Below are 17,721 nucleotides of genomic sequence, written 5' to 3'. Positions count from 1 at the left end.
AGACTCATTGCATTTCAAAATCTGACTTTGTCAGGCCTCTTTGATGAACATAATGAGTATCACTCCCTATCAACCTGTTCCCTGGCCTTCTTGGCCATATATTTATAAAGACCGGCATAGCGTGAGCGGTATCCAGCTTTCCAAGGTTTATCTCGTCCAGCAAAGTGAAGAAAGACGGTGTTTGCAATAACCCAGTCCAAATCCCACTGGTTATTACTTCGGGCTTGGTAGAGCATACTGTAGCGAGCGTCGTAATTGTAGATTTCATCTGGCAACGCTAGCACCCGATCCGCATACAGACCATTGAGGACGTCCTGGTCCGGTAGAATCAGAAAGTTTTTATTTTTAGCGATATAATCTAGAATCGCCTGACGCTCAACCGTTTCTCGAATGGCCGTCAGATTCATCAAAAGAACCCCCGTATTGAAATAGGAGGATTCCATCTCGAAATTTTGCAGGCGTAATTTGTTGACAAAATCTAAAATGTCTCCGTCTGCATTGTGACTAGCTGCAGCATAAAGCGCTGTTCCCATCTCCATCTGGTATAGAGAAGTGAAGTCATTGAGACAGAGAATATCTGCATCCAAGTAGAGAATTCGCTCCAAATCTTGAGGCAAAAACTCTTGAGCTAAAAGTCGATAGTAGATCGTATCAGGATACCGATCGGTCGTCGGAGCATCTTTGAAAATCTGATTGCCCACTACAACCGGATGGTAAGAATACCCTAATCCTTGGCAGTAAGTCGCTAATTCCTCTTCCCTAGCCAAACTCTCTTTCTGCATCAAGTAAATCGCAACCTTCTTCTCCCCCAGTTCCTGTTGGATGGAATAAAGTGTTACCTTGAGCTGATCTACATAGCCATCATCAATGACAAATAATAGGTTTAATTCTTGCACCTCTCCTCCCCCTTTCATCAAGTGTCAGCCTTTCGGTATCGCAACAGAGCGATGCCATCAGTCACGGTGGATTCAACCAATTTCAAAGAAATTTCTGGCAGGGTCTGATCAAACAGACGACGTCCTTTTCCTAGAATAACCGGTACCACCCCTAAAATGTACTCGCTCACCAAGTCTTCCGCAATCAAACTATCGGCAATCTGAGCACCACCAAAAAGCCAAATTGGCCCACCTTCTTCAGCTAGTAACTCTTTCACAGAACTTACTACGTCGGGCGTAAAGTGAACATTGTCCCTTTTTTCCTCAGGCCCCCGCCGAGCTACCAGGAATTGCTTCTCCTTTGCACCTGGAATCTCATCCAACCCTAATTCTAGAAAAGACCTGTGGCCTAGGACGACCGTATCACAGCTTTCAAAAAAAGCCGCATTATCAAATTGTAAAGCAGTATTGGCCATGGAATCGGCCGGCGCTTGGATCCAATCATAAGAGCCATCTTCACGCGCCACATAACCATCCAAACTCACTGCAAGATTTAAGACTAATTCTCGTTTCATCCTTACTCCAAAGATTTTAAGGCATCCAACATCGGAATGCGATTGATTTTTTCTTGTATAAAGAAATAGAGGCCCATCAAGACCAACATTAATAGCACCAGGGGCAAAAGATAGGGTGTGTACCCCATGTCTCGGCTAAAGATCACACCTGCTGGCGCAATCTGACCTAAGAGAAATCCATGTAGGTAATAGCCAGCAACCAAGCCCAAAAGGGCACCCAAACTTGTCAAATACAAGAGTTCCCTATACAACAAGCGCTGCATCTCACGGGGGTAAAAGCCCAAGACCTTCATGGTCGCTAACTCCCTTGTTCGCTCATGTAGGTTGAGCAAGGTTAATGTAATTAAAATAATCACAACCAAACCCAGCGAAAGGAAGGATACCAGATACATGGTCTGATTCAAAGACTGGGAGGTATCACGGAAGAAAGACTCCATCAAAGCCGTATCCTCCAGACTCAAGGTCCCAGTCGATTTCAAGGCGGACTCCCTAAAAGCCGCTTCCTCCTCTTCAGACAACTGCCACAACTGGGCATTGGTTTCCACGTCCCCAGACATGTGAGCCGGCGACAAATAGAGGGTATAGCCCACATGCTGTCGCGCAATTCCGCCCACTGTCCAAGTTTTACCAACAAGGGACACGTGATCTCCTACGCTAACCCCCAGTTCCTCGGCCAAGGGTTGGCTGAGAACCACACCGGCTTGCTCCAAATCTAAATCCTGACCAGTCTGCCAATCTTCAAGGCGGATCATGTCGCTCCAGGTCTGGTTCGGTAATTGGGTCAGAACCTGCAGACGCCCTGTCTCTCGAGGCAAGTCCAGCTCCTCTTCTTGATAATAGAGACTAAGCGAGCGACCTTGATCATAGTGGAAAGGTTGGCCTTCACGATGGATCAGCAAGGCATCGTAGTTCCAAACATGGTGAAACTGCTTGTCCGCCACACCGGCGATCGACACCTGCAGACCAAGGGCCGCAACCAGCAAAGCGATGGAGCCCAAGACTCCTAAGACGGTCATCAGCATGCGTTGCTTATACCGAAACAGATTGCGGGCTAAGAGTTTCTGGCTGAAATTCAACCGAGACCACATACCAGGTAGTCTTTCCAAGAAAATTCGTTTCCCCTTGCTAGGGGGCTTGGGTCGCATGAGTTGGCTGGTGGACTGCCTTAAGTCTGGCACTAAGAGCCATAACAAGGGCAAGAGTATCGACAAACCGCCCAGCCCCAATGACCAAAGGAAGGGGGGCCAACTGAGGCTTTGCTCAATTCCTGTAAAAACGGTGCCTTGTAGGAGAATGGCCTGAATCATAGGGGCTAGAATCCCCACACCTAATAGACCACCGACCCCTGCTCCCAAAGCTGCCAAAAGGAGGCCATAACTGAAAAACTTAAACATCAAAGCCAGAGGACCATAGCCTAAAGCTGACAACAAGCCCATATTCTGCCGTTCATCTTGAACAAGCCGCACCATACTGGTCAAAGCCACCAAAATGGTCACACCATAGAAAATCGGTGGTATCCAGTTGGCAACTTTTTTCAAGCTTGCAATACTGGTATCTAAGTAGGTATAGCTTGAGGAGCCTGGGAACTCTCCCATGTCTAAGACTTCAACGAGCTCCTGCCCTTCCAGTCGTTGAACAGCTTCTTCATAAACCGTAAGTTGCTGCTGGCCCTCCTGCAAACTTCGCTGGTTGCGTTCCAACTCCATCTTAGATAGATATTCCTGAGCTTGTATGAAGTTTTGCTGCGCCTGCTGCAAGTCCTTCTTCTGTTGACGCAGATCCGCCTGCGCCGCCTCCCAACTCCTGCTCTCCTGGTCAGCCAACCACATCTCTAGCTGATTTTGAGTCGCCTCACCACCACCTATCTGTGCTAGGTTAGCTTTTTGATTTTTAAAAAAAGTAGAGGGAACAAAACCATATACATCAACTTGCCCCTGACCTAAAAGACTAGGACCGAAATCCTCTTTGGAAATGAGCTGACTAGACTGGGCGAAACCTGTTATGGTCAGCCTTTTGACACCTCCAAGCCAGTCCAGTTCGACATCTTGACCCTGTTTAAAATCAGACTTAGCCACTTTCCCCAAGACTATTTCAGAATCTAAACTCGGAAGCTGGCCTTCTAGATTCCATAACTGAGCTAGCTCATCCGGCAGGGAGAAAAGCCGAAGTACCCGACCATCTTGCAAGAGAACATCTTGCATATAACCGAAATTCATTGTCACATTCTGCTCTTTGAACTCTTGCTCCAGCTCCTTTTTCTCTTCTTGGCTAAAACCAAGCTTGGCTAAGACTGTGACGTGAGGAACGGCCTGTTCTGCTTTAAAGGCTGTCAACCAACTGTCGAGGCTAGGACCGGCCAACTGCAGGCCGACCAAAACAAAGGCTGACAAGGTCAGTAGACTGGCCAAGGCTAAAAAGCGGCTCCAACTCGACTGAAGCGTTCGGAGTAAACTGAGCCAATAAGTCTTTTTCAGCATACTAATACTCCAATTCTCTTACAGGCAGTGGACTTTCCTGAATCTGAATACTTTTAATCTGAGCATCCTGCATATGGATCACCCGATCCGCAATGCTGGCCAAAGCCGCATTGTGGGTCACAATGATAACCGTCCGACCTTCTTTGCGGGCCAAATCACTCAAGAGGGTTAAAATTTGCTTTCCAGTCTTGTAGTCCAAGGCCCCGGTAGGTTCATCACAGAGGAGAAGTTTAGGGTTTTTGGCCAGGGCGCGTGCGATCGCCACTCGCTGCTGTTCCCCACCAGATAACTGGGCTGGAAAATGATGCTGCCGGCCTTCTAGTCCCACACTCATTAACGTCTTTTGAGTATCCAAAGGATTGGAGACCAATTCCGTCGCCAACTCCACATTTTCTAAGGCTGTCAAATTTCCCACTAAATTATAAAACTGAAAAACAAAACCAATCGCTTCCCGGCGGTAGCGAATTCGTTCCCGCTCGGAATACTGAACAATGTCCTGACCATCAATCAACAACTGACCACGACTAGCCTGGTCCATCCCTCCAAGAATGTTGAGTAGAGTTGATTTACCGGCTCCTGACGCCCCTAAGATAACGACGAGCTCGCCTTCTTCCATTTCAAAGGATAGGGCCCGATTAGCCACAACTTCCAAATCTCCCTGACCATAGATTTTCCAACAATCCTTTGCTTCAATATAGGCCATTTTAGGTGCCCTCTTTCATCCGTATTTCTTCCTCTATTCTAACACAAAACCAATAGCTGCTCTTGATTTCGAAAAATCCTCTATTCCAAAAAGGCTGGACACGAGTTCCAACCTTCCTATTTTCATTCGCAATAAATCCGATACTCTTTTAATTTCAAAATCTGACATTGTCAAGCCTCCTCGGTGAACCTTTAGTTCTACCATCGTCGCCTTTCCTCGTCATTTTTTCGAAATTATTCGAGTATTCTGATTTTGAAGCCAAGTTGGTATGAAATGTTTCCCCTATCTTCGATTCATAATGGACCGTAAGATCCGCGCTAAAATCAGCCAAAGAGCAATGAAGCCTAAGGCAATCCAAATCCAAGCCAGGGGTTCTTCAGATAGAGGGAGCGGGACATTCATCCCAAAGAAGCCCGTAATAAGGGAGAGAACCGCTAGGAGAATCGAAATAATATTGAGACTAGTCAAGTTCTCATTCAGTGTATTGTTCAGGATGGTATCATAAGCCCCCGATAATTGCTGCAAAACCTGAGATTCCAATTGGCTCATGGCCAGAAGCTGCTGCGCTTCAATGAGGGCATCCTCCAGCTCCTCCAACTCCTCGCTCGTCAAACGGCTGGCGCGCGGGTGTTTCCGTAACTGTTCCAACACTAAGACATTTTGATTGCTGGCAGTCAGGAGATAGACTAAACCTGTCTCCAAATCTGAAAGTTCCAGCAGGAGTCGTTTGGTGGTTTGTTTTCGTAAAAGACCATTCACTCGATCCTTCTCTCGGTCAATTTCATCTAAAATCGGGAAATACTCTTGCGTAACTAAGGTCAGAATGAAAAATAAAAACTGATAACTACTGGTCATCGTCGTGTAAGGAAGTTGCCGCCGAATCCGATCAATCAAGTAATGATTCTGCTCATTGACAATCGTAATCACTTGATTCCCTTGGGCAATCAAAGTTAAAGGAGTTGTCTCATAGTGATTATCCTCCTTGACCGGATCCAAAGCATTAAAGATGAGCAACAGGCGATCGGCCTCCCCATCGTATTCCATATGGGCTCGCTCATTCTTATCCAGCGCATACTCCATCAATTCTGTATCCAGCTGATAGTCTTCCAACTCTTTTCGATTGAGAGGCCCTTTATCAGACCGAACTACAATCCAGCTATACTCCTGCTCTTTTCCAAACTGTTCTTCAATCATACAATCCCTACTTTTCCATACTCATATAATCCGCTATCTCAAAAAACCAACCTGTAACACTCATTGCATTTCAAATCTGAATGCGGTAATCCTCTTCACCGAACTTATTGATAAGATTCAACAGGTATCCAGACCTGTTGAACTATCTCCATCGGATTGAGGGCAAGCGATGCTTACTTTATTGGGACCTATAAAAATAGCACTCCAATTTCTGGATTAATATTCATTTCAGAATTCGAACTGTTTCGAGTATAAAATCATCGACCAACCTCCGAGAGCAGATTTTGAAATAGAATCCATAAACTTACTTCTAGTATAAGAAAAAAGAAAGTCCCTGTCTATGGCAATCCAAACACCATCGACCTACTCCAAAAAGTGACTGGAACAAAATGATACTCATTACATTTCAAAGTCTGAATGTGTTAATCTTCTTCGCCGAACTATAGTTCAGCCTTCATCAGATTGCCTTTTCAGATTTCGAACTGTTTCGAGTATTATCAAACTCCTCTGTAACTTCGTGAAATTTCTTTGACGCAAAAATCCCTAAGTTCAATTGAACTCAGGGACTACAACTTATTCAGGACGAGAAAGGCGTTCCACATCAGCTTTCAAATCTGCAATAAAGTCTGCGATAGACTTGGTTTCAGTTTGCTTGCTACCGTAACGACGAACGTTAACCGATTTGTCTTCCATTTCTTTATCCCCAACAATCAATTGGTAAGGAACTTTTTGAGTTTGGCTTTGACGAATCTTGTATTGCATTTTCTCGTTACGCTCATCCACATGAACACGGAAGCCAAGATTTTTCAATTCTTTGGCTACTTCCCAGGCATAATCTGCATGGGCTTCATTTGAAATCGGGATAAGGGTTACTTGAGTGGGTGCCAACCAAGTTGGGAAGGCTCCTTTGTAAGTTTCAATCAAGTAAGCCACAAAACGTTCCATGGTGGAAACAATTCCACGGTGAATCATGACTGGACGGTGTTCTTCACCATCTGCTCCGATGTAAGTCAATTCAAAGCGTTCTGGCAAGAGGAAGTCTAGTTGGATAGTTGACAGTGTTTCCTCATTTCCCAAAGCAGTTTTAACTTGCACATCCAGTTTTGGACCATAGAATGCCGCTTCACCTTCTGCCTCAAAGTAGTCGAGTTCCAAGTCATCCATGGCTGCTTTCAACATGCGTTGAGCATTTTCCCACATCTCATCATTATCGTAGTATTTTTCCTTATCTTCAGGATCACGATAAGAAAGGCGGAAACGATAATCAGTAATATTGAAATCTTCGTATACACTGATCATCAACTCCAATACTTTCTTGAATTCTTCTTGAATCTGTTCTGGAGTTACAAAGAGGTGAGCATCATTCAAGGTCATTTCACGTACACGTTGAAGACCTGATAGCGCACCTGATTTCTCAAAACGGTGCATCATTCCCAACTCAGCAATACGAATTGGCAACTCACGGTAAGAATGCACATGGTTGCGATAAATTTGAATGTGGTGCGGACAGTTCATAGGACGTAGAACAAAGGACTCGCCATCGCCCATATCCATCACTGGGAACATATCATCTTTATAGTGATCCCAGTGTCCAGAAATCTTATAGAGCTCAGAACTTGCTACTGGTGGTGTGTAAACATGATCGTAACCAGCCGCCACTTCACGGTCAATAATATAACGCTCCACCACGCGACGGATAGTTGCCCCATTTGGCAACCAGAATGGCAGACCTTGTCCCACTTCTTGACTAATCATGAAGAGATCCAATTCCTTGCCAAGCTTACGGTGATCCCGCTCTTTGGCCTCTTCACGCATCTTGAGGTAAGCATCCTGCTCTTTTTTATTAAACCAAGCAGTACCATAAATCCGTTGCATCATTGGATTTTCGCTCTTACCACGCCAGTAAGCACCGGCTACATTCAACAAGTGGAAAACTTGGATATGGCCAGTAGTTGGCACGTGAGGACCGCGACAGAGATCCACATACTCACCTTGTTGGTAGATGGTCAAACCACCCTCATCATCCTTGTGCTCTTCAATCAATTCCAATTTATAAGGATCATTGTGGAAGATTTCTTTCGCTTCTTCCTTGGAAACTTCAGAACGCACACTTGGGAAATTTTCCTTGACGATTTTGTGCATTTCTTCTTCAATTTTGGCCAAATCTTCATTGGAAATTTGCCCCGCTTCGTTATCGGTATCATAGTAGAAACCGTCTTGGATCGCCGGACCGACCCCTAGGCGAATGTCTGGGAAATGACGCTTAGCCGCTTGGGCAAACAAGTGGGCTGCAGAGTGACGTAAAATGGGAAGAGCATCTTCGTGGTCAGGAGTCACAATTTCCAAATCTCCATCCTCGTGAATAGCACGGGTGGTATCAATCAACTTACCATTCAATTTACCGGCCAACGCTTTTTTAGCCAAGGACTTGCTGATGCCTTCTGCAATCTCAACAGTAGTAATACCATCCTGATACTCACGGACAGCACCATCAGGGAATGTAATTTTTACCATATTTCTACTCCTTTTAAATTTATTAGACCTACTCGAGCCAAACAAAAAAAGCGACCTCCTCTCAAAAAGGACGTCGCAACGTGGTTCCACCTTTGTTTATACCCAAAAATCCTGAGTACCTCATTCTTGGTTCTAACGTAACCACCGTTTTATGTTTGCATAAAATAGTACCGAGTAGTATCTTTTAACCCCTCTATGCACTTCCAGCAACCGTGCACTCTCTTAAAGAAGTTCCGTTAAAAGACGTGTCTCTATAAGCATTATACCAAACCCCTCGAAAAAAACAAGGAAAATCTAGCTTTTTCTCCGCCCTGGATAAGGCAAGCGTTTAACCTGTTGGCGAGAAATTCGAATCACGCGTCTGGAGCCCTGAACTGGTAGGGCTACCACTTTCAAGGGAAAACTTGCAAGGGATCTCGCAAAGCGAACTCGTGGTCTCGGATCCCCCATTCCTTGCCCTTTCAAATAGCCTTTTCGAATCGAAATATCCAAATAATACTGATAAACCTGGAGGCCAAAGTTCTCGGCCGAAATCTCAAACAGCTTCTCTTGCCACTTCTTTTCCTGCGGATAAGGTGTTGCTAGTAGGGCTTCTAGAATGGCTCCACTTAAATCCTCTGGCTCTTGATAGAGAGTTCCAAACATTTTGTCTGAAACCAGATTGTCTAAATAGGGATTGGACTGGGCAATAACGGGAGTCCCACTGGCCAAACTTTCCAAAAAGGTCAAACCTTGTGTTTCACTAGTCGAAGCTGACACAAAAAAGTCAGCCATCCGGTAGTAGAGCACCGTTTGCTCTGGAGGGACCATCCCGACAAAGAGCACGCGGTGCTCTACCGCCATTTCTTTGGCTAGAGACTTAAGATTCTCCAAATACGGACCATCTCCCGCCACGATTAGACGCACTGCATCATTTTCATTCAGAACTTCTGGGAGAGCACGGATAATTGCTTGAATATTTTTCTCAAACGAAACTCGAGACAAACTCAAAAGAATCTTGGTATCCGGAGAAAGAGCTAGGGACTTTCGAAGATCCTGAATTGCTTCTTCTTGGTCTTGCACTTGAATAAAACGATCCAACTCGATCCCCGTTGGGATCACGCGCTTCTCTGGCTCAACTCGATACCCCACCAAAAGATTATAGACAATCTCACTCGGACAGACCACTCCATCCACCTCATCCAGAAAAGAGCGTACCATATACTTAATCATGCCAGGCCGAATGAGCATCCCCTTGGCAATGTAATGCACATAATCCTCATACTGAGTATGATAGGTGTGAATCACAGGGATTTCCAATTCCCGTGCGATCCAAAGTCCAAGGAATCCCAAAGCAAATTCAGTTTGGGTATGAATCAATTCTAATCGGTGCTCTTTGGCAAGGGCCAAAGCCTTACTGAATCCACGATAGGCAACGCGACGGTCCTTAAAGGCAAAGAAGGGAACACTAGGAATTCGGATAATCCGGTGCTCCTCTGCAGGGTCCACATTCCGATCAGTGGTCGTAAAAATAAAGACATCGTGCCCCTGCTCCTCCAATTCCTCCCTGAGGGTGCGGATACTCGTTGCCACACCAGATACCTGTGGAAAATAGGTATCCGTGAACAATCCAATTCTCATCTCACATCTCCAATACTTGCCGATATACCTCTACCAACTGCTGGGCCACCTGATCCATGGAACGACTTTCAGCTACTTGGTAACCTTTGTCACGCTTATCCACCTGACCAGCTAAAATCGCTTGAATCCCAACTACAAAATCCTCATTGGTTTGACCCAAGGTTGCAGACTGCTCATCAATCCAGCCCTTGTAAACAGGTATGTCACGTAAAACAACATGCTGGTGACTAGCCAAGGCTTCTAAAACGACAATCCCCTCCGTCTCCTCATAACTTGGGAAGAAGAATAGACTACTTCCACTCATGGCACCTTGGAAAATGGCTCCCTTAAAATAACCTGGGAATTGAACATTGGCTGGGTGGTCACCAGAAACAACTCGACGGATTTCACGAGGGATCATCCACTTGTTAATCCCTCCAAACCAGATGAATTGAACGTCTGGCAGCTGCTTGGCCACTTCGATAAAGTCTAGAATTCCTTTTCGTTTAAAAAAGAGACCCGCACAGACCACAACCGGCTGCCCCTTCTCCAATCCAAAATGGTTATAGAAAACCTGTTCTTTTTGAGGATCTGGTTGATACTTCCTCAAATCGATCCCATTTGAAATAGCAACGATTGGTGTGTCCACTCCGTAACCCCGGATCAGTTCCTTGGAGTACTCCGTTGGCGTAATCACAAAATCTGCTAACTGATACATATGCCTCAAATAAGCCCCCACAGCAGGAGCCAGGAGATTGGAACCAATAAATGAGTTGGCAAAATCTTCCCGAGTCGAGTGGCCATGGACAATGACCTTTTTCCCTTGCAGCTTAGCTTGGTGTAAAAGGCGTAGACTCTTAGGGCCATAAGTGTTAATGTGAACCAAATCGTATCCAGTTGACGGATCTGTGGTATAGGGAATCCCTGCTAAATCAAGGGCCCGCATTTGATGCTGAAGGGCGCGACCAATTCCAGACTTCTCAAGAACAGTCTTTCCCTCCAAATACAGTAGAACTTTCATACTCATATTATAAACAAAAGCAACCCAAAATAAAAGTCGGAGACAGAAAAAGGGAACTTGGCGCCTGCCACCAATGGTTCCCTTAGATTCTTGTATTATTTACCTGTCCGAGTCGATTGACGTTCTGTCAAGCCATGGGCCAACTGAACTTCCCGCTCTTCTACTTCTTCCTTATTCATAATTTTGGTCAACATGCGCATAGAAATCGCACCAATATCATAGAGTGGTTGACGAATAGAGGTCATATTTGGACGGCTAAACAGAGTAATTTGAGAGTTATCACTGGTAATCAACTCGAAATCTTCAGGAAGACGGATTCCCTTGTCACTCAAACCATTAAGGAGGCCAACCGCCAATTCATCACCAGAGACAATGGCAGCCGTTGCCCCAGAAGCCATGACCCGTTCTGCCAAGGCATAACCTTCTTCATAATTATGCTTAGCTTCAAAAATAAGTCCTTCGCTATACTTTTGTTTGGTCTCCTTCAAACCATCTCGGTAACCTGGCAAGCGCATCTTACCATTGATATCATCTACCAGTGGACCTGTAACAAAGGCAATCTTGTCGTTTCGCTCCGCCAAATATGCCACCGCATCAGCGGTTGCCTTTCGATAATCAATGTTAACACTTGGCAATTGCTGCTCCACGTCCACCGTTCCAGCCAGCACGACTGGAGTCCGAGAACGAGAAAATTCTGAACGAATTTTCTCAGTCAGATGGTAGCCCATGAAAATAATACCATCTACCTGTTTAGAGAAGAGGGTATTCACCACTGCCACCTCACGGTCATCATCCTCATCACTGCTGGCAAGGACAATGTTATACTTGTACATTTCTGCAATATCTTCGATTCCCTTAGCCAAGCTGGCAAAATAGGAAGAAGTAATGTTGGGAATTACAACTCCGACTGTAGTAGTTTTTTTACTAGCTAGCCCACGAGCTACCGCATTAGGACGATAATCCAAGCGGTCAATAACATCCAAGACTTTCTTACGTGTATTTTCTTTTACATTTTTGTTTCCATTTACTACCCGGCTAACGGTCGCCATTGAAACACCTGCTTCACGGGCGACGTCGTAAATAGTTACGGTATCGTCAGTATTCATAATCATCCTCCCATTTATTTTTTGAAAATAACGCTTTCACCTTCACATAACTATAGTTTATCATTTTTTGGAAACACTTTCAAACGTTTTGGATATTTTTTCTAAAAAATACAAATGTCGATTTCCCATTGCACTTTTTCAAGTTTTTTGACAAAATAGAGATATAAGATAATTGATATAGGAGGTTAAATATGAAGAGCACAGTTGACTTGCTTCGTTCTCGCATGCGTGAACAGGGCATTGATCTAGCCATCATCTCTGATCCAACCTCGATCGCATACTTAACGAGCTTTCAATCGGATCCTCATGAAAGACAATTCTTCTTCTTTCTTCCAATTGAAGGTAGTCCAACCTTGTTTACACCTGAATTGGATCGAGACCGTGCAAAGGCCCATGTTTCTTACACAGTTGTCGGTTACCACGATTCAGAGAATCCTTGGCAAAAGATTCAAACCTTCCTATCTCGAGAACGCTACCGGATTGGTTTAGAGTTTCAACATTTGCGCCTACGCCAATACTATGAACTCATGCAAATCCTGACTGGACAAGTAGTTGATATCAGTCCTACTATGGAGCAACTCCGCCTCTTTAAAACAGCTGAGGAACTCGACTTACTTCGAGCTGCTGGACGTATGGCAGATTATGCACTTACCCTGGGATTTGAAGCCATCGCTAAAGGGAAAACGGAATTGGACATCATCGCTGCCATTGAAGGTCCCCTACGAAGTCAGGACGTTTCCATGAGCTTTGAAACGATGGTTCTAGCCGATAAGCATGCAGCCGATCCTCACGGAGTTCCAACCAATCGCCCCCTAAAAAACAAATCGCTGCTGCTCTTTGACCTTGGTACTTGGCATCAAGGCTATGCGAGTGACGTCAGCCGTACCGTTGCCATTGGACAACCTACAACCCTTCAGGCTACCATTTATGATATCGTCCTTGAGGCCCAACTAGCTGCCATAGAAGCAATCAAACCAGGCGTAACAGCCGGTGAAATTGATACCGTAGCTAGAGACATTATCACGAAGGCTGGTTACGGAGACTACTTCACACATCGGCTTGGACATGGAATAGGCCGGAGCCTTCACGAATTCCCTTCTATCAGTAAGGGGAACAAACTGATCTTAGAAGAGGGAATGACCTTCTCTATTGAACCAGGAATTTACCTTCCCAATAAGGTTGGTGTCCGCATCGAAGACTGCGGGGTTGTTACAAAGACAGGTTTCGAAACCTTCACCCACACCCCTAAGGAACTTCTCCAATTCAAACTATAAGAAAACAGGTGAGCACCACTCACCTGTTTCTTTTTTAACCTAAAATGCTTCCATTTGGAATCGCATCATCTACCGTAATCACTGCTAGACGATCCTCAAACTCCGCTGAAAGAATCATTCCCTGACTAACCAAGCCCATCATTTTACGAGGTTTCAAATTCGCTACAATCTGCAATTTTTTACCAAGCAGAACTTGAGGATCTGGATAGTAAGCGGCAATCCCGGAGAGAATTTGACGATCCTGACCATCGCCGGCATCCAAGCGGAAGGCTAACAATTTATCACTACCCTCAACCCGCTTAACTTCCTTCACCTCAGCGACCCGAATTTCCACCTTGTCAAAATCCTCAAACTTAATAGGCTTTTTGTTCAGCAAGAGATCAACCTTAGTAGGATTCCACTCCTCTTCTTTTTTACCACCAGACATTTGAGTTTTGATGTAGGCAATTTCTTCTTCCATGTCCAAACGAGGGAAGATTGGTTCTCCCTTGGCAACAACCTGGCTACCAGCCGGAATTTGACCAAAGGATAGGTCTTCTAAAGAGCCAACCTCAGCCAAGCCCAACTGTGTCAGAATAGAACGGCTAGTTCCCATCATGAAGGGTTGGAGAAGGGAGGCAACCACTTGTAGACTAGCTACTAGATGGCTCATAACGCTTGCCAACTGCTCACGGTCTCCCTCTTCTTTAGCCAAGACCCAAGGCTGGGTTTCATCAATGTACTTGTTGGTCCGCATGATGAATTTCCAAACAACCTCCAAAGCACGTGGAAGATTCACCGCTTCCATCTGCTTATGAAACTCTTGGATTGTTTCTTCTGCTTTCGCTTCCAAATCCCCATCGAAAGCTGTGACACCAGACTTAAACTCAGGAACCTGGCCACCAAAATACTTATTAACCATAGCCACTGACCGGTTCAACAAATTACCGAGGTCATTGGCTAGCTCATAGTTGATACGACCAAGATAATCTTCCGGTGTAAAGGTGCCATCCGAACCCACAGGCAGCGACCGCATCAAATAATAACGTAGAGCATCCAAACCATAACGCTCAACCAACATCTCAGGATAGACCACATTCCCCTTGGATTTGGACATTTTTCCATCCTGCATGACAAACCAGCCATGAGCAATCAGACGTTTTGGCAATGGCAAATCCAGCATTTTCAAAATGATTGGCCAATAAATAGAATGGAAACGAAGAATATCCTTCCCAAGCATATGAATATCCGCAGGCCAGAACTTCACAAAATTTTCATCTTCATCCTGACCATAACCCAAGGCTGTAATGTAGTTAGCCAAGGCATCAATCCAAACATAGATGACATGTTTAGGATTGGATGGTACCGGAACTCCCCAAGTAAAGCTCGTCCGAGATACGGCTAAATCTTCCAAGCCAGGTTCAATAAAGTTCTTCAGCATCTCATTCATTCGACCATCCGGACTAATAAATTCTGGATGCTCTTTGAAATAGTCTGCTAACCACTGTGAATACTTGCTCAAACGAAGGAAGTAAGATTCCTCGGAAACCCATTCTACCTCGTGACCTGAAGGGGCAATTCCTCCGGTAACATTCCCTTCCTCATCCCGGAAAACCTCAGTCAATTGCGTTTCTGTAAAGAACTCTTCATCGGAAACAGAGTACCACCCTGAATATTCTCCCAAATAAATATCATCTTGTGCCAAAAGTTTCTCAAAAATTTGAGCAACAACCGCTTCATGATCAGCATCTGTTGTACGGATAAAGCGATCATAAGAAATATCCAAGAGCGACCATAATTCCTTAACGCCCTTCGCCATTCCATCTACATAGGCTTGAGGATCAAGACCTGCTTCTGCAGCCTTATCTTGAATCTTCTGACCATGTTCATCCAGACCAGTCAAATAGAAGACATCATAGCCCATCAACCGCTTGTATCGTGCCAGAACATCACTGGCAATGGTTGTATAAGCTGAACCAATATGCAAACGCCCACTTGGATAGTAAATCGGCGTACTAATATAAAACGTTTTATCAGACATTATTCACTCCTCAAAATTACTCCCCTTATTATACCACGCTCCAAAAGCCACAAGCAAACAAAGTCAAATTCAAATCAAGATTTTACTCCCAAGAAAAAACTCCCTCGCTCCAAACCTCTAAGCCATGCAGAAAAACAATTCATACCTTTCAGGGCACCTCGAAAAACTCCGGTTTTGCATCAAATCATGTCGTAGAAATTTTGATAAATCAATGTTCGAATTTTTAAGAGTTTAGTTTTTAGAGGTGCCCTTCAACATCTTACCAAAAAAACGTTCCCCTCTTCACCAGAAGAGGACTTGTCAACTTAGGATTCCTATGTTAGGCTGAAAGTAACTAAAAGAAGTTCACAAGGAGTTTCGCATGAAGAAAAAAGCTCTGAAAGCCGCCTTCCCCTATACAATCCCCATCTTTGCAGGATTTTTATTTTTAGGGATAGCCTATGGAATCTATATGAATACTGCTGGCTTTTCCTTTTGGTACCCGATGCTAATTGGCTTACTTGTCTACGGTGGATCCTTAGAATTCGTCATTGTTACACTCTTGCTAGCTCCATTTTCTCCACTTGCTACTTTTATTCTGGCCTTCCTCATCCAAATACGCCACCTCTTTTATGGTATTTCCATGCTAGAACGTTTCAAAGATCTAGATTGGAAGAAATACTACATTATCTTTGGCATGTGTGACGAAACCTTTTCCATCAATTATTCCGCATCAATTCCGGATGACGTCGATCAGGGCTGGTTTCTTTTTTGGGTCACCATCCTCAACCACATTTATTGGGTTTTCGGTGCTACCCTTGGTGGCTTATTAGGTACAATCATTCCCTTTAAAACAGATGGTTTAGAATTTGTGCTAACCGCCCTCTTTTTTGTCATTTTTTTAGAAAATTGGAAAAAGGAAAAACACCACACCCCATCCTATGTTGGGCTAACGGTATCCTTCCTCTGCCTCCTTATCTTTGGACCAGACTACTTCCTGTTACCATCAATGACCTTGATAGTCCTACTTCTAACACTCTTACGCCATAAATTAGACAATCAAACACAGGAGAAATCCCTATGACTTTTACACAACAACTCTTAACTATCATCATCTGTATACTGGCTACAGTCCTAACACGATTTCTTCCCTTCTGGATTTTCAAGCCAAACCGACCTACACCAGCCTACATCCAATATTTAGGACAAGTCCTACCAGGAGCCATCTTTGGTATGATGGTCATCTACAGCCTCCGCACAGTATCCATTACCAGTAGCCCCTACGGCCTGCCAGAACTCATCAGCCTTGCCATCACACTCCTCTTTCACCTCTGGAGAAAAAGCATGCTCATCTCACTCGCAGCAGGCACACTCTCCTTCATGATCATCACACGATTATTGTAGTAAGAATAAAAACAGCTTAGAAACGTGGACAAAACACACATTCTAAGCTGTTTTTCACTAACCCCTTTCAAGAAAACAAGATATAAACAAGACACTATTCCCCCCTTATTCCAAAATACACTCTCACTCAATTCCTGAGTGCTTTGACGCGAAGAACCTGCCCTTTATCTACAAACACTCCTCCACTCAATTTCTGAGTGCTTTGACGCGAAGTACCTTCGCTTTATCGAAATACTCTCTCACTCAATTCCTGAGTGAGAGAGCGAGCGACACCTTGGTCCAATTGGTCTCAAACAATTTGTTTATAATCTTCGCTATGAGACTGGTTTTGGCGTACAAAAAAAGATGACATTACTGTCATCTGCTCTAGTCGGGAAGACAGGATATTGACGCGAAGTACCTTCGCTTTATCTATAAACACTCCTCCACTCAATTCCTGAGTGGAGGAGCGAGCGACACCTTGGTCCAATTAGCCCAAACAATTTGTTGATATACTCTTTTAGTTTATCTTTTAATACTGTGTTAGCTCGTCTTGCCGTACTTTAGTACTGCCTACGACTCGCTGCCTTGTACTAAAAGTAAACTAAAAGACTATAGTCTTCGCTATGGGACTGGTTTTGGCGTACAAAAAAAGATGACATTGCTGTCATCTGCTCTAGTCGGGAAGACAGGATTCGAACCTGCGACACCTTGGTCCCAAACCAAGTACTCTACCAAGCTGAGCTACTTCCCGTAACTATAAATTCGGTTGTATCTCAGCTGTAGAGTACTTGCTAAGTAGATTTGCTTCGCAAATCCTCATCCGCAACCTCAAAGCTAGGCTTTGAGCTCTACCAATCCGAGCTACTTCCCGTATTATTGTTTACATGCACCCTAGAGGAGTCGAACCTCTAACCGCCTGATTCGTAGTCAGGTACTCTATCCAGTTGAGCTAAGGGTGCTCATTTGCCGAGGACCGGAATCGAACCGGTACGATCAGT

General features: G+C 44.6%; 14 protein-coding genes and 2 tRNA genes. 3 read left to right on the top strand and 13 right to left on the bottom strand.

The features are described 5' to 3' along the window. Window positions 1–59: 59 nt before the first annotated feature. From JEQ21_RS03245 to ccpA, 10 genes are all read right to left on the bottom strand, one after another. Window positions 60–914 (bottom strand): glycosyltransferase family 8 protein, encoded by an 855-nt coding sequence (locus JEQ21_RS03245; RefSeq protein ID WP_199363937.1) that lies wholly within the window; start codon window positions 912–914, stop codon window positions 60–62. Then, the gene (locus tag JEQ21_RS03240; protein WP_199363936.1) at window positions 914–1,450 is read right to left on the bottom strand and encodes a dihydrofolate reductase family protein; all 537 of its coding nucleotides are present in this window, start codon (window positions 1,448–1,450) and stop codon (window positions 914–916) included. Before JEQ21_RS03240 ends, JEQ21_RS03245 begins: the two co-directional genes overlap by 1 nt. Window positions 1,451–1,452: 2 nt before the next feature. Next, the gene (locus JEQ21_RS03235; RefSeq protein WP_199363935.1) at window positions 1,453–3,927 is read right to left on the bottom strand and encodes an ABC transporter permease; all 2,475 of its coding nucleotides are present in this window, start codon (window positions 3,925–3,927) and stop codon (window positions 1,453–1,455) included. A gap of 1 nt (window position 3,928) precedes the next feature. Then, window positions 3,929–4,630, bottom strand: coding sequence for an ABC transporter ATP-binding protein (locus JEQ21_RS03230; RefSeq protein WP_199363934.1), 702 nt, complete (start codon window positions 4,628–4,630; stop codon window positions 3,929–3,931). Between the two features lie 33 nt (window positions 4,631–4,663). After that, window positions 4,664–4,798, bottom strand: coding sequence for a hypothetical protein (locus JEQ21_RS10095; protein ID WP_267904621.1), 135 nt, complete (start codon window positions 4,796–4,798; stop codon window positions 4,664–4,666). A gap of 114 nt (window positions 4,799–4,912) precedes the next feature. Beyond that, a complete protein-coding gene (locus JEQ21_RS03225; RefSeq protein ID WP_199363933.1) occupies window positions 4,913–5,824 on the bottom strand; it encodes a magnesium transporter CorA family protein in 912 nt (303 codons plus the stop codon). A gap of 573 nt (window positions 5,825–6,397) precedes the next feature. Then, window positions 6,398–8,338, bottom strand: a complete 1,941-nt coding sequence (gene thrS, locus JEQ21_RS03220; RefSeq protein WP_199363932.1) for a threonine--tRNA ligase — start codon at window positions 8,336–8,338, stop codon at window positions 6,398–6,400. Between the two features lie 294 nt (window positions 8,339–8,632). Further along, entirely contained in the window at window positions 8,633–9,958 is a 1,326-nt protein-coding gene (locus JEQ21_RS03215) for a glycosyltransferase family 4 protein (RefSeq protein ID WP_199363931.1), read from the bottom strand. A gap of 1 nt (window position 9,959) precedes the next feature. Then, complete coding sequence (locus JEQ21_RS03210) at window positions 9,960–10,958, bottom strand: glycosyltransferase family 4 protein (protein ID WP_199363930.1); 999 nt, start codon at window positions 10,956–10,958, stop codon at window positions 9,960–9,962. Between the two features lie 95 nt (window positions 10,959–11,053). Continuing rightward, on the bottom strand, window positions 11,054–12,064 hold the full coding sequence (gene ccpA / locus JEQ21_RS03205) for a catabolite control protein A (protein ID WP_196091186.1): 1,011 nt from the start codon (window positions 12,062–12,064) through the stop codon (window positions 11,054–11,056). A gap of 191 nt (window positions 12,065–12,255) precedes the next feature. Here ccpA and JEQ21_RS03200 point away from each other — a divergent pair, with 191 nt between their 5' ends. Beyond that, window positions 12,256–13,338, top strand: coding sequence for a M24 family metallopeptidase (locus JEQ21_RS03200; protein WP_199363929.1), 1,083 nt, complete (start codon window positions 12,256–12,258; stop codon window positions 13,336–13,338). A 34-nt stretch (window positions 13,339–13,372) separates the two neighbouring features. On the opposite strand, the gene metG is transcribed toward JEQ21_RS03200, so the two are convergent. After that, window positions 13,373–15,358, bottom strand: coding sequence for a methionine--tRNA ligase (gene metG, locus JEQ21_RS03195; protein ID WP_199363928.1), 1,986 nt, complete (start codon window positions 15,356–15,358; stop codon window positions 13,373–13,375). Window positions 15,359–15,719: 361 nt separating this feature from the next. On the opposite strand from metG, the gene JEQ21_RS03190 reads away from it, so the two are divergent. Beyond that, window positions 15,720–16,421: an AzlC family ABC transporter permease gene (locus JEQ21_RS03190; protein ID WP_199363927.1), complete on the top strand. Its 702-nt coding sequence runs from the start codon at window positions 15,720–15,722 to the stop codon at window positions 16,419–16,421. After that, entirely contained in the window at window positions 16,418–16,741 is a 324-nt protein-coding gene (locus tag JEQ21_RS03185; protein ID WP_233340723.1) for a branched-chain amino acid transporter permease, read from the top strand. The genes JEQ21_RS03190 and JEQ21_RS03185 overlap by 4 nt, the downstream gene beginning before the upstream one ends. Before the next feature lie 659 nt (window positions 16,742–17,400). On the opposite strand, the gene JEQ21_RS03180 is transcribed toward JEQ21_RS03185, so the two are convergent. After that, window positions 17,401–17,474: transfer RNA gene (locus JEQ21_RS03180), tRNA-Pro, on the bottom strand. Window positions 17,475–17,608: 134 nt separating this feature from the next. Further along, window positions 17,609–17,682, bottom strand: a tRNA-Arg gene (locus JEQ21_RS03175). Between the last annotated feature and the right edge of the window lie 39 nt (window positions 17,683–17,721).

This window comes from Streptococcus sp. 121 (genome assembly GCF_016458205.1).
In the GTDB taxonomy this organism is placed as follows: Bacteria; Bacillota; Bacilli; order Lactobacillales; family Streptococcaceae; genus Streptococcus.
Note: the sequence above shows the minus strand (reverse complement) of the source record. Positions and strands in the feature narration are given on the sequence as shown.

Coding starts and splice junctions, on each gene's coding strand:
- JEQ21_RS03185 (WP_233340723.1), top strand. CDS start 16,418: ATGACTTTTACACAACAACTCTTAACTATCATCATCTGTATACTGGCT.
- JEQ21_RS10095 (WP_267904621.1), bottom strand. CDS start 4,798: ATGTCAGATTTTGAAATTAAAAGAGTATCGGATTTATTGCGAATGAAA.
- JEQ21_RS03240 (WP_199363936.1), bottom strand. CDS start 1,450: ATGAAACGAGAATTAGTCTTAAATCTTGCAGTGAGTTTGGATGGTTAT.
- ccpA (WP_196091186.1), bottom strand. CDS start 12,064: ATGAATACTGACGATACCGTAACTATTTACGACGTCGCCCGTGAAGCA.
- JEQ21_RS03235 (WP_199363935.1), bottom strand. CDS start 3,927: ATGCTGAAAAAGACTTATTGGCTCAGTTTACTCCGAACGCTTCAGTCG.
- JEQ21_RS03200 (WP_199363929.1), top strand. CDS start 12,256: ATGAAGAGCACAGTTGACTTGCTTCGTTCTCGCATGCGTGAACAGGGC.
- thrS (WP_199363932.1), bottom strand. CDS start 8,338: ATGGTAAAAATTACATTCCCTGATGGTGCTGTCCGTGAGTATCAGGAT.
- JEQ21_RS03215 (WP_199363931.1), bottom strand. CDS start 9,958: ATGAGAATTGGATTGTTCACGGATACCTATTTTCCACAGGTATCTGGT.
- JEQ21_RS03210 (WP_199363930.1), bottom strand. CDS start 10,958: ATGAAAGTTCTACTGTATTTGGAGGGAAAGACTGTTCTTGAGAAGTCT.
- JEQ21_RS03230 (WP_199363934.1), bottom strand. CDS start 4,630: ATGGCCTATATTGAAGCAAAGGATTGTTGGAAAATCTATGGTCAGGGA.
- JEQ21_RS03225 (WP_199363933.1), bottom strand. CDS start 5,824: ATGATTGAAGAACAGTTTGGAAAAGAGCAGGAGTATAGCTGGATTGTA.
- metG (WP_199363928.1), bottom strand. CDS start 15,358: ATGTCTGATAAAACGTTTTATATTAGTACGCCGATTTACTATCCAAGT.
- JEQ21_RS03245 (WP_199363937.1), bottom strand. CDS start 914: ATGAAAGGGGGAGGAGAGGTGCAAGAATTAAACCTATTATTTGTCATT.
- JEQ21_RS03190 (WP_199363927.1), top strand. CDS start 15,720: ATGAAGAAAAAAGCTCTGAAAGCCGCCTTCCCCTATACAATCCCCATC.